Raw genomic sequence first — 13,075 nt, forward strand, 5'->3', positions numbered from 1 at the left:
CAGGAGGCTATGAATCTTCTATTTATTGCCTTTCCATTCAAAATATTGACAAATAAGATCGACCGCTTTAAAGATTGCTTGTTCATTTGGTGAAAGCTTCGCATGATGAAGGCCGTAAGGAGAATCAACTCCAAGCCAAAACATAAATCCCGGAATTTTCGCCAGCATATAGCCGAAATCTTCCCCAGTCATCGCTTCTTTGCATACGTGGAGTTGAACTTCTGTTTCATTCTGGACAAACTCCATAAATTCTTTTGATAACGCTTCATCATTCCACACTTGATAATACATCGAACCCCAGTCAATTTCTGCTTTGCATTGGTAGCCGATTTCTATACCTTTGACCATGTCTTCAATCCGCTTTTTCACTTTTTCCATCGATTCGACAGAAAATGTGCGAATCGTTCCTTCCAATCTGGCGTGATCCGCAATTATATTTTGTATCGTGCCGCTTGCAATTTTTCCAATGGTAATTACAGCACTATCCAAAGGATCTATATTGCGGCTAACGATGGATTGCAGCTGGGTGACAAGGGAGCAAGCAGCGACGACCATATCATGTGTCGTGTGCGGAAAAGCGGCATGGCCTCCCTTCCCGGTTAAATCGATAAACAACTCGGACGTATTAGCAAAAAGTAGTCCAGGCTTCATTCCGATAGTTCCAACCGGAAGCTCTGGAGCAATGTGAAGCGCAGTGATCATATCCGGCATCCATTGTTGCATAATCTCGCTGTTTAGCATCGGCTCTGCACCGCCGGGCCCTTCTTCTGCCGGCTGAAAGATGAATAGCAGATCATCTTGAATCGGATGATAGGCGAAATGAGTTAAAACCCCCAAAGCGATCGTCATATGAAAGTCGTGACCGCAAGCATGCATCAAGCCTGGATGTTCTGATTGAAATGAAAGCCCCGTTTTTTCTTCAATCGGCAATCCGTCAATATCTGTCCGGTAGGCTATCATTTTTCGAGGATTTGTTCCATGGACCTTCACGAAAATACCTGTTCTCCATGTTTTCACTTCAAGCCTTTCGTTCGGCAGCGAATGAATATAATCTAATAAATATTTTTGTGTTTTATGTTCTTGAAATCCGAGTTCAGGTATTTTATGCAAATCACGGCGAATGGCAATAAGCGCATCCTTATTCATATGAGTCCCCTCCTAAAGGATAAGCGTGGACGCTGTCCACGCTTCGAATTTAGAGCTGCCGCAATTCTTGCTTAATTTCAATTTTCGCTTTCGTTTTTTCGTCAATATCTTTAATTTTTTTCGCAGGAACACCTGCAACAACTGTGTACGGTTCAACATCTTCCACTACAACAGCACCAGCTGCAACAACCGCGCCTTTTCCTACCCTTACACCTTCTAAAATGACGGCGTTTGCTCCGATCAAAACATCATCTTCGATTACGACAGGTTTTGCAGAAGGCGGCTCAATTACACCAGCTAAAACCGCTCCGGCACCAATGTGGCAGTTTTTACCAACCGTTGCACGACCGCCCAATGTTGCATTCATGTCAATCATCGTTCCTTCACCAATGACGGCGCCGATATTGATCACTGCCCCCATCATGATGACCGCATTATCTCCGATTTCCACTTGATCACGGATGATTGCACCTGGTTCAATTCTCGCTTTTACGCCTTTTAAATCAAGAAGCGGGATCGCTGAGTTCCGGCGGTCATTTTCAACAACATAGTCTTCAATTTTATCTTTGTTTTCTGCTAGTGCTTGTTCAATTTCAGACCATTCTCCAAAGATGATGCCTGTGTTTCCAGTAATAAATGTTTTGGACTGTTCTCCAAAGTTGATTCCTTCTAATTGACCTTTTACATAAACTTTTACAGGAGTCGTTTTTTTACTGTTTTGTATAAATGAAATAATTTCGTTTGCATCCATCATTTTCATCGTAATACTCCTCTCTGTTTTTCTGTACCCCCATTACTGTATCAAAGAAAAGAATCAATTGACAAGCAAATTTATCATTCATTAATAAATTGATGGACGATTTCCATAAACGCCTGCACTTGTTTAAGCTTTAACGATGATTCATGCCCGATCAACCAAGTATCCCTTTTAATCGGCTTTCCTTCATGATCAATGAGCGGCAGTCGAAAGATCGAACCATCCTTTTCATCAATGCTGACAGAAGGCAAAATCGCAAAGCCTATACCATGATACGCCATTTGCTTGCACGTCTCGATCTGATCAACGACAATTGTCCTTTTTGGCGGGTTTTTAAATTGCCTGTGCCACCATTCTTGTATTTCTTGATAGTATGTAGAATCACTTTTAAATTGAATAAAAGGCCGCTCTGTGTGTACTAAATCATCGATGCTTTGAATTTCTGTGTCAACTAAATACAAAGTATCTTCCAGCAAATGCTGTTTAAAACCTTTCCAATCAGGGTTTCCGCGTATGATTCCGATATGAATATCATCTTCATATAAACATTTTAATATTTCGCTTGACCACCCGGTTATAAGTGAAATTTCCGCCTGAGGGTATTTTTGTACATATTTTTTCAAAACTTTTGGAAGCCAGTGCTGGCCGATTATGGATGCCACTGCAAGCTTTAACGTCCCGTACACTTCTCCTTCCAAAACAGAGATTTCCTCTCTTACCTTCTCTTCCTTTTCAATCATTTCTTTTGCAAACTGGACAACTTTTTCTCCTGCCGGTGTAAGAGTCAATCCCTTTTGTGAGCGCAAAAAAATTTTAAATCCCCATGCTTTTTCGATCGACTGAAGACGCTGCGACAAAGCAGGCTGGGAAACAAAAAGTCGGTCAGCCGCTTTTCTCATATTTTTTTCTTCAGACAAAGTCACAAGGATTTGCAATTCCGAAATTTGCATCGCTAAACCCTTTCCTTAGTGGATTCAATAGTTCAAAAACATTATAAAATATTTTTGCTTCTCCGTCATAACAAGTTTAGCAAAAAACATTCATTTTAATTCTCTCTTAGGAAGAAAGAAAATAAAAAGAACGCTCAAAATTGCTAATAAAAAGACGACGAAATAAACATGGTGAAGAGCAATGCTCAAACCAGACTCAAGAACCTCTTTTATAGGACCGGAAAGATCTGATTCTGGATTCAAAAGGTTGTTGGCCGAATCAATGTTTAAGTTTTTTCCAGCACTATGCTCCTCCAAATATGTTTGCAGCTTGCTGTTTAAAATCCCGCCGAGCAAAGCGGCGCCGACGGTGTTGCCGAGATTTCGCATAAACATATTGGTGGCGGTGGCAATTCCGCGTTCTTTCCAATCAACTGCCGATTGAATCGATACAATGAACGAGGTCGATGTCAGCCCCATTCCGACGCCGAGTAAAAAAGAGCCGATCATAGCATGAACAGGTCCGTCATCTGCTGAAAGCATAACAAAGACAAGACTGCCGGCCAATAAAAAAATGCCTCCTAAAATTGATGTGGCACGAAAGCCGGCTTTTAAATAAATCCTCCCCGCTACTGTTGAGGCAATCGGCCATCCGATTGACATCGTTGTCAGCGTGAATCCAGCCACCATTGCCGATTTTCCCATAACACCTTGCACAAATGTCGGCAAAAAGGTGGAAATGCCCATAAGCATCATCCCGGTCGTCAAGGACGTTACATTCGCAAGCAAAATGGAGCGATTTTTCCAAAGCGAAAGCGGCATCATCGGATCATCGGCCCGATTTTCCTGAAAAATAAACAATATAAAGAAGCAGCATGCAACAGCTAATAACGCCGCAACCTCCCAGGAAGTCCAAGACCAGCGGACTCCTCCTTCGACAAGGACGATCATCAACAAGCTGATCGCAATAAGCATGAACATGGCGCCTGCATAATCAATGCTCGACTTTTTCTTATCAATGCGTTCATTCAAAAACAGACCGATTCCTGTCATTGATAAAATGCCTAAAGGAACATTCACCCAAAATACAAACTTCCAGCTTATGTACTCAACGAACAAGCCACCTAAAACGGGACCGATTATTGCAGAAATTCCCCATACACTGGACAAATATCCTTGTATTTTGGCTCTTTCTTCTACTGTATAAATATCGCCGACAATTGTTGTGGCGACTGGCATCACAGCTCCGGCTCCAATCCCTTGTATAAAACGGTATATAATTAAAGTTTCCATCGAATCGGCGAGACCGCAAAGCACAGAGCCAATTAAAAAAATAATGATGCCAAAAGCAAAAATCGGTTTTCTTCCAAACAAATCCGCCAATTTACCATATATTAAAATCGTTACGGAATTCATTAATAAATAGGAAGAAAAAATCCAGCTATATTTTGAAAAACCGCCAATTTCTGCGACAATGGCAGGCATTGCTGTGGAAACGATCGTTGCCTCAACTGCAGCCATAAACATCGCCAGCATGACGGCAGCTAAAACGAACGGACGCTTTGTTTCTTTATGGTCTAGTTTTCCCCTATCTTTTTCAATAAGCGCCTCTTTCATCACGATCACCTCATTTGAAAATCACTTTCAATCGTTTGTAAGCATGAATTCATTTTGCCATAGCATTCGCATTCGTTCAATTGCTTTCCCCAAAAAACAATATCTATATTTTCATTATTTGAAGGTTGGATGGATTCGAAACTATTGAGCCAATATGAAATAAAAACGCCGGCAAGGGCGTTTTTATTTGGGAAACCTGGAATTTAATATCATTAGTTGTTTATGGAGCTTTTTTAAGATGACCCTTCTTGTAAAAATCCCCTCTAAAACACCGTCCTCATTCGTTATACATACAAACGTATGATTAATAACGAGCTTCAGCGCCTTCATCCAATCATCCGATACATTCAATCTGGAAACATCTTTGTTCATTACTTCTTCTACTTTCATATTTTGCAAACGCTCAAATTCGATTCGTTCCAATCCTAAAATTGAATCCATGATCAAATTCGTCGTAATCAGCCCGTGCAAGCGATATTGAGCATCCAAAACCGGAACAGCTGTATAGCCTGTTTTCGTCAACACTAATAATGCATGCTCTAAGTTATTTCCCATTTGGACATGAGCCACTTTGTCTGCAGGTATCATCAAATCTTTAATCGAAATATTTGTAAATTCTTCAGAAAAAACTTTTGTCATTCGTTTCTTCCTCTCACTTTGACATTTCATTTTAATCATAACATATGATCTGGAAAATGTGTTCCATTTACCAAAAAGAAACTTCCTATTTTATGATATCATTATGTAAGCGTTTTATCACGCGATAAACTTACATTTCTGCGAAAAGCGATGCTCTTGCAAAGAGCATCGTTCAGATGCCTCTCATACTCAAAAACTGGTCCTCACAAGGATACAGGTTACGTATGCGAACGGATTTTGTCATAAAGCTCCACTAATTTTTTGTATGTACATAAATCAAACTCTTTTTTTCCGCATTCAATATCATTGATTTCGCTCACAACCAATTCAATCGCAAAATGGTTGCGAAACAAAATTGCGACAAGCAATTGCTTTTCTTCTAGAGACAATACCGGTTGAACAGCTCGCATCGTTATTCATCCTCCAGTGCCTTCATTTTAAAAAACATCCTAACCATAACATATAATGAGCAGCTTTAAAATTATGTCGAAATTTGCTTACATCATGAAAAATAATATTCCTTTTTTCGCAGCTTTCAATTACAAGAAGCTGGAAATCGAATCAGAAGCCCGAAGCTGGAGCATGTGCAGATTGTTTTTTGTTTAATTAACCAAGTCGATTAAATGACATCACCGTTCGAACCGCTGCATTCAGTTCCTCTGGCTCCGGCAATTGTGTTTATTTACACTGATTCTAAATGATAGATACGTTTCTTCGCCAATAAAGTGTTGGAACTGATGCGAGGGCTTCTCCCCTTTGAAACCGTATGCTCTTCCTGTTATATGAAAAGATTTGATTGAAATGAAATGGGAAACATGGACCCATTGCTCAATAATCTTTGAGGCGGAAGCGAACAATGAAGCCAGCCAAACTTTCTCAAAAATAGTTGAACTAGAGCAAAAGATCATGTAGAGCTGTATTTCCGGTCATTTTGTACGTCAGACAGCTCGAATTAGGACAAAGAGTTGAAAGATGCTAATCAATGCGTCATTAGGTGGGAAAAATGTTCAATTTTAAATCATCACGGTTGAAGCTCTTGGAGACAAAAATACTCTTTATGAAAGGCTGCACATAAAACGAAGAAGAAAAAGAAGCTGTCATTACCTTCAGTAAAATGTTCGATCAACTGCCAAACTTCTTGAATTCTGCTAAAAAATGAGCATTTAAAGAGAGTCTATGAGGCAAACTTTTTCACACTGACAAAGGCAGGAACGGCGGAGGGAGATCTCAGCCCTCCTGCCGCCCAATTTTTATTAAATAAGGCATCAATTTGTCTTACTTCCAGCCAGATGTATTACGAGTATCATGTAAGCAAATAGATGCCGTCTAGCTAAAAAAGGATGAACAGCCAGCCGACACATAGGAGTAATGGAAGATTTCTAAATTACTATCAGCTATTTTATTCCTTTCCTCATTCTTTTCTAAACGAAATGTGCCTCGATCATGATGATTTTTTCAATAAAATATAGATAAAGTAGGGCGCCCCGATTAAAGCTGTCATAATGCCCGCTGGGATGCCGTCGGGAAGTGCGATGTTTCGCCCGATTGTATCGGCTAGTAGTAGAAGCCACCCTCCCAACAAAATCGCAATCGGAAGATAAAGTTGATTGCGGGGACCAATCAGTAACCGTGCTAAATGGGGTGCCAAAAGACCGATAAACGCTACACCTCCCGTTACAGAAACCGCAGCTGCGGCAAGCCCGACAGCAGCCAATAGAAGCGTAATTCGCTCCCTCTCAATCTTCAAGCCAACCCCGACAGCAGTAGGATCGTTTAAACTTAATAAATTTAATTGTTGAGCTCTGAAAGCAATAAACGAAATCAAAATGACAATCCAAGGTAAAATTGCCAAAATAAACGGCCAATCTGCCCCCCAAACGTTCCCTGCCAGCCATTTGGCGATAAAATCAACTTTTTGCCGTTCTGCAGAAGAAATAATGACGATCATGGTTCCTGATAAAGCCATGGCGAAGCCGACACCGATAAGGACTAATCGAACGGGGTTTAAACCGGCATTTCGATCATAAGAAAAAACGTAAATAGCCCCTGCCGTTAAAAGAGCGCCGATAAAAGCTGCGACTGGCAGTAAATACACAAATGAGCCGACATCAATTGGAAAAAATAAAAAGAACACTGCAATAGCTACTCCTGCTCCGGCATTAATCCCAATGATCCCCGGCTCAGCCAAATCGTTTCTAGTAATATCTTGAAAAATCGCCCCGGAAACCGCCAAAGCCATTCCTGCCAATAAGGTCACAATGATCCGCGGCAAGCGGACGGAAAATAAAACGAACTCCTCTTTAAACGTCCCGTGGCCGAGAATAGTTGGAAGCAAGCGATTCATCGAGACGGAGGAGGTGCCTAATCCCATTCCGATGATGGCCGTTGCAGCAATTAAAAGAATCAGAACAAGTATGATCAGCCGCTGCTTTTTTACAATTGCCGGATGTATGATCATGTGATAGCTTTCCCCCTTTTTTGCACAATGAACAGGAAGAAAGGCAAACCTAAAAAGGAAACAATGGCCGCCACCGGTGTTTCGTAAGGAGCATTAATCGTTCTGGCAAGCGTATCAGCGATTAATAAAAAGCAGGCGCCGAATATCGCAGACATTGGGAGAATATAACGATAATCGGCCCCTACGACCGAACGGACGATATGCGGAACCATTAAACCGATAAATGCCATATTCCCAACAAGGGCTACAGATGCACCAGTAAGCAATATAATGATGATAAACAGCACCATTTTTATTTGTGCCGTTTTTTGTCCTAACCCGACTGCCACTTCTTCATTTAAACTTACAATGGTCAGCTGCCTTGAGAAAAAAAGAGAAATGGTGATCCCAACGAGAGCAATCGGTATGAGGATCTTGAGCTGTTTCCATGTTGCACCGACAAGTCCTCCAGCTGTCCACATCGAAACATTTTTGTAAATATTAAAATATAAGCTGATTCCTTCCGCGACGGCAAAAAGAAAAGCAGACACAGCAGCCCCCGCTAAAACGATTTGAAAAGGAGAAATCCTTCCTTTTTTTACCGCACCGATTCCAAAAACTAAAAAGGCGCCAGCTGCTGCTCCAATAAAGCACGCAATGGTCATACTAAAGTAATTTGCGTTTGGAAAAAGGGCAATTGTCAAAGCGAGTGCAGCATTTGCTCCGGCTGTCAGCCCTAATAATCCTGGATCTGCTAATGGATTGCGAGTCAATCCTTGCATGATTGCTCCGGCTACTGATAAAGAAGCGCCGACAAAAATAGCGCCGACTTCGCGCGGAAGACGAATTTCCCGAATCATATCAATCGTCTTACCAGCCGCATCTGTCGTTAGCGCCAGCCAAACATCTTTTACACTAGTGTCTGCCGCTCCAAACACCATCGCTAAAAAAAACGAACCAATCAGCAAAATGACTGCGAATATGAATTTAAAGAAAAATGAAGCGGAATCATTTTTTAGCATACATCTCATCTCTTCTATTTTTCTATTTTATAGATGGAAAGAAGAGAAATTCATGCCTGCTGAATTTCTCTTCTTCTAATTATTTATTTTTTTCCAAGAAATTTTTCTCGAAAGAATTCAAGCTGATATTCCAATGTCAGTCGATCATTGAAATAAAATTCATTAGCATTTACTTCAAACACGCGATTGTTTTTGACAGCCGGTATGTTTTTATAAGTATCTGTTTCTTGGAAAGAGTTATCAGCATCCGAATACTTACTGACGATCAAATAATCCCCTGCAAAATCCGGAAGCACTTCAGTCGATAAAGCATAATAACCTTGTTTTAAAGCTTTCTCTTCCACTTTTTTAGGCATTTTTAGCTTCATGGCTTGGTATAAAATTTCTGTTCCTCTTCCCCAGTTGTTCCCAAACACATATAATTGCTTATCAAAACTTTCAATGACTGAAACAGTTGCATCTTCCCCAATTTTCGCGCGAATTTCTTCTCCTGTTTCTTCAGCTCTTTTTTTGAAATCCTCGACCCATTCTCTTGCTTCTTTTTCCTTATTTAAAAGCTTGCCGATTTCTATATGCTGTGTTAAATAATCGACTTTTCCATAAGTAAACGTAACAGTAGGCGCTATCTTTTTCAGTTTATCTACATTTTTAATCGTCGATAATCCGATGATTAAATCCGGATTTAGTTCAATGATTTTTTCTAAATCTTCATCAGATACTTCTGCAACATCTTTCAATTTGTCTTTCCAGCGCGGATTCATTTTTGACCATGAATCAACACCAACGAGATTTACTCCTAAAGACATCACATCTCCGGCAAATGACGAGAGAACAACGACTCTTTTAGGATTAGCCGGGACTTCAACAGGACCGTTTTCCGATTGATATGTAATCGTTTCAGGTTTTTCTTCTTTCTTTTCAGCGCTGTCTTCCTTTTTATTACCACAAGCGCTAACTATGAGAACCAACAAGAACAGAATTGGAATAAGACGTTTTTTCATGTTTTTCTTCTCCTTTTATTAGATTGTACGTGATGCATATTGGTTTATCTGTTCGGGGATCCCGTCCTATTACAGCATCAATTTGAAATACTTCTTTCAGCACGTTGCAGTCGATTACTTCGTCACTCGTCCCGGCTTTGATAATTTGTCCGTCTTTCAACGCTATAATATAATCGGCAAAACGAGCTGCTTGATTGATATCATGAAGCACCATGACGATTGTCCGCCCCTGCTCTTTGTTTAACTGCTGTAGAAGCTCTAGTACTTCAAGCTGATGCGCCATATCTAAATAAGTGGTCGGTTCATCCAAAAAGATGATGTCCGTTTCTTGAGCGAGCGCCATCGCTATCCAGACACGCTGTCTTTGACCGCCTGACAGCGCATTGACTGGCTGGTGTTTAAAATCGGCCGTTTTCGTAACTTCTAAAGCCCAGTTTATGACCTCAAGATCTTTTTTTGTTAATCTGCCGAAGCCTTTTTGATATGGGTAGCGGCCGTAAGATACAAGCTCTCCAACGGTAAGGCCGGCTGGACTTTCTGGTGATTGAGGAAGTATGGCCATTTTTTTCGCCAGTTCTTTCGTATCCTGCTTTAAAATACTCTCGCCATCAAGAATAATTCGACCGGATTGGTGCGGAATAATCCGAGTTATCGCTTTCAACAAAGTGGATTTTCCACAGCCGTTGGAACCGATTATCGTTGTAATTTTTTTATCTGGAATTTCAATTTTCATATCTTTCACAATCAGTCGATTGCCATAGGAAATTTGTAAACGATCTGTGTATAGGCGGATCATGGAAAACCTCCAATTTATTCCAAATTGATAATGATTATCATTTTCTTATACAAATATAATATAATACCACCCTTTCTCCTTGTCAATTATCATTTTTTTTAAAAGAAAGAAGAAACCCGGCCTCCAAAGCCGGGTTTCTCGTCCGAATGTGTAACAAAGGGGGAGCGGGGGTTTAGCCGCGATGTTTCACTTCAAGACGTCTGTGAACTACTTCGTCTTACATTTATAATGATAATGATTATCAATATCGATGTCAACACTTTTTATAAAAAATTTTTCAAAACAAAATTTCCGTAAATTGCAATATTAAATGCAACACTTAATAAAAAGCCAGAAAACCTATGATTAAATAAAATGGGGAACTTCGGGCAACATCACTTGGAGTGGCGGGCATGATAGCCTTGTTAGGCGATGCCGATGTTGTGACATCTGGCTTCTCGGCTAAGGAATCATGCCCGCAGAGGCTCCATGTCAAGTTGCTAACCACTTTCCTATCGGATCCCCCTGTTTAAATATCAAGAGGCCAACAGAGCCAACTCCTCCTCCAAGCATTCTTGAGGTGTTTTATATCCTAGAATCCACCGTGGAAGTTGATTACACCATGTTTCTGCATAGGAAATGGTTTGATCGGAGACAGCGGAAATGGCTTTCCCTTTTGGAATGAAACGGCGTATTAGTCCATTGTGGCGCTCATTCGTACCCCTTTCACAGGAGGTATGGGGTGGGTGAAATAGATTTTTAGTCTCATCTTTTTCAACGATTTTACTAAGGTCGGCGAATTCAGAGCCATTGTCATCCGTAATGGTTTTGAATATCTTTGTGAACTGCTCACCATACTTCTTCTTCAAATCGTAAACGGCCCCACGGATGGATGGAGCGTCTTTGGCATTGACTCTTATGATGATCTCATGGCGTGTTTTGCGCTCCGTAAGAGTCAATAGGGCTTGATCATTTGATTTTTTGCCAATGACCGTATCGATCTCCCAGTGACCGAATTCCTGGCGATCAGCCACTTCAGCCGGGGACGTTCTTCAATACTCTTGCCTAGAACCTTTTGGTTTTGACGGGAACGCTGCTTCTTGGTGTTTAGCCGGACTTTCATGGGCAAGTCAATATTTTTAACGCCCAGAAGGTTCATATCAATATAGTTGTCAAGGGTTTTGGTGCAAACGCTGTTTCCTTCAAATAGTCCATGGCGTTTGGCATAACCAGAGACGCCATCGGGTGACCATCCTTCTTGAAGGATCTTTGCCTCGACAAACTGGATGAATTCCATAGCGTTATCTAATTTATACTTGGCACCACAGGATTTCCTATTTTTCTCGTAGATTACTGGCCTGTATCTGGAAAATAAGCTTCAAACTTTTTACCATCTGTTTTCATTTGGGCAACCGTGCCTCGCTTCAATTCCCGGGAGATCGTGCTTTTATGGCAGCCTACTGCATCAGCAATGGCTTGCATGGACTTTCCCTCTGCACGCAGCGCAGCGATCTTTCCGCGGTCAAAGGATGTCAGATGTTTAAAATGTGATAGAATGGAAACTTTTGTTCTCCTTTGCATTATTTCATTTTTAGTGTACTTTGAATATTTTTTCATACTTATCCTTAATTTTTTGGGAAATTGCATAAATCGTAGTAATATGCTGTTTGCACAAGATGATGTATAAAAGTTTGTGTAAAAGATTTTGCTAGACCTAAAGAAAAAAGGTAGGGTATTCTCTGATTTGACCAACAACACATTCCAGAGAAAGGAGAACCCTACCTATGTCTAAAAGTATACCGAATGTAGACTGGCTCAATCAACTCGAAAGTGCGATTCGCCAAATTGTTTAGCCATTCAACAATGGCCTCTGGTCCTTCTGATATAACATTATAAGGCAGACTTTCAATAGCAGAAAGAACTTTTAAAGCGTCTTCAAGACCTTCCTCAATATCTGAATCGTTAATAAACTCTTGATCTAATTCAGAAGTTAATCCCAATTCACTCTGCGTGTCATTAGCTTTGGCTTCTGCAAAGCTTGATCGGCTCATAGATGTAAATAATGTTAAACATAGAAGTGAAACTACTAACTTGGTATAAAACTTCATTTGAATAACCCCCTTTTTTTATCTAATCAAAATAACATAATTAACCTAATTTGTAAATATTTATATTTTGTATTATAATAGATAATGAGAGGGTTATTATGACTAAATATTCAATTATTGTTGCCCTATTATTAATAGCAATTAGTGGTATTTTCAATACGTTTGGAGACAATGAAATTATAAACAATGTCGTTACTTTTACTAGTTTATTCTTATGTGTAATTTTACTTCTGGTAACTAGAATATCTCGTAAGAATTTAATGAATATCTCAAGAAATTAAAAGGAAAGCAAGAGGGACTCAATTATTGAAGGTGTTGCAAAACGCATAATCCATGCATAAATGACGCAAAAAATCCACCAACTTGGAAATCATATACAGTGACTAGAAAACACATTTCCAAGGGGTGGACACTATCATGATTTCCAATATTGTCATCAAACATGCACTGTCTAGAGAAATCGATCCTCTTTTACAGGCTTTATTTCAGTACATTGACCAACTTTCTTTACCAGAAGCACCTTATGTTGTTTAGTGCAAAATAAAAATACAGAGTTCTGCAACGAAAAGTGCAGAGCTTAATGGCATAAAAAAAGGCTTGCCAGCTCCTAAAATACCTTCTACTGTTTAAGGTTGTGGACGTTT

11 protein-coding genes and 2 pseudogenes are annotated in these 13,075 nt (G+C 40.2%); 1 reads left to right on the forward strand and 12 read right to left on the reverse strand.

Translation table 11 applies throughout. From position 1 onward, the window contains the following. Positions 1-18 precede the first annotated feature (18 nt). The 12 genes and pseudogenes from NSQ61_RS08285 to NSQ61_RS08340 form a co-directional block, all read right to left on the reverse strand. Positions 19-1,146: an N-acetyldiaminopimelate deacetylase gene (locus tag NSQ61_RS08285; RefSeq protein WP_117016835.1), complete on the reverse strand. Its 1,128-nt coding sequence runs from the start codon at positions 1,144-1,146 to the stop codon at positions 19-21. A gap of 49 nt (positions 1,147-1,195) precedes the next feature. Further along, a complete protein-coding gene (gene dapD, locus NSQ61_RS08290) occupies positions 1,196-1,906 on the reverse strand; it encodes a 2,3,4,5-tetrahydropyridine-2,6-dicarboxylate N-acetyltransferase (protein ID WP_063386845.1) in 711 nt (236 codons plus the stop codon). Positions 1,907-1,980: 74 nt separating this feature from the next. Beyond that, a complete protein-coding gene (locus tag NSQ61_RS08295) occupies positions 1,981-2,853 on the reverse strand; it encodes a LysR family transcriptional regulator (protein ID WP_063386844.1) in 873 nt (290 codons plus the stop codon). A gap of 90 nt (positions 2,854-2,943) precedes the next feature. After that, the gene (locus NSQ61_RS08300) at positions 2,944-4,449 is read right to left on the reverse strand and encodes an MDR family MFS transporter (protein WP_340806709.1); all 1,506 of its coding nucleotides are present in this window, start codon (positions 4,447-4,449) and stop codon (positions 2,944-2,946) included. A gap of 183 nt (positions 4,450-4,632) precedes the next feature. Continuing rightward, the gene (cbpB, locus tag NSQ61_RS08305; RefSeq protein WP_063386842.1) at positions 4,633-5,088 is read right to left on the reverse strand and encodes a cyclic-di-AMP-binding protein CbpB; all 456 of its coding nucleotides are present in this window, start codon (positions 5,086-5,088) and stop codon (positions 4,633-4,635) included. 218 nt (positions 5,089-5,306) lie between these two features. Then, on the reverse strand, positions 5,307-5,498 hold the full coding sequence (abbA, locus tag NSQ61_RS08310; RefSeq protein ID WP_066247994.1) for an antirepressor AbbA: 192 nt from the start codon (positions 5,496-5,498) through the stop codon (positions 5,307-5,309). Positions 5,499-6,529: 1,031 nt separating this feature from the next. Then, positions 6,530-7,546, reverse strand: a complete 1,017-nt coding sequence (locus NSQ61_RS08315; RefSeq protein WP_445659448.1) for a FecCD family ABC transporter permease — start codon at positions 7,544-7,546, stop codon at positions 6,530-6,532. Next, positions 7,543-8,547, reverse strand: coding sequence for a FecCD family ABC transporter permease (locus NSQ61_RS08320; RefSeq protein WP_066247992.1), 1,005 nt, complete (start codon positions 8,545-8,547; stop codon positions 7,543-7,545). The genes NSQ61_RS08315 and NSQ61_RS08320 overlap by 4 nt, the downstream gene beginning before the upstream one ends. Before the next feature lie 83 nt (positions 8,548-8,630). Then, complete coding sequence (locus tag NSQ61_RS08325; protein ID WP_066247990.1) at positions 8,631-9,548, reverse strand: iron-hydroxamate ABC transporter substrate-binding protein; 918 nt, start codon at positions 9,546-9,548, stop codon at positions 8,631-8,633. Continuing rightward, complete coding sequence (locus NSQ61_RS08330; RefSeq protein ID WP_066247988.1) at positions 9,499-10,344, reverse strand: ABC transporter ATP-binding protein; 846 nt, start codon at positions 10,342-10,344, stop codon at positions 9,499-9,501. Before NSQ61_RS08330 ends, NSQ61_RS08325 begins: the two co-directional genes overlap by 50 nt. A gap of 515 nt (positions 10,345-10,859) precedes the next feature. Then, a pseudogene (locus tag NSQ61_RS08335) lies at positions 10,860-11,904 on the reverse strand (IS30 family transposase). A gap of 197 nt (positions 11,905-12,101) precedes the next feature. Beyond that, positions 12,102-12,431, reverse strand: coding sequence for a hypothetical protein (locus tag NSQ61_RS08340; protein WP_340806713.1), 330 nt, complete (start codon positions 12,429-12,431; stop codon positions 12,102-12,104). A gap of 417 nt (positions 12,432-12,848) precedes the next feature. Here NSQ61_RS08340 and NSQ61_RS20255 point away from each other — a divergent pair. After that, positions 12,849-12,959, forward strand: a pseudogene (locus tag NSQ61_RS20255) (ISNCY family transposase); the annotation flags it as partial. Positions 12,960-13,075: the final 116 nt, after the last annotated feature.

It is taken from the genome of Aeribacillus sp. FSL K6-1121 (assembly GCF_038003725.1).
GTDB classification, from domain to species: domain Bacteria; phylum Bacillota; class Bacilli; order Bacillales; family Aeribacillaceae; genus Aeribacillus; species Aeribacillus composti.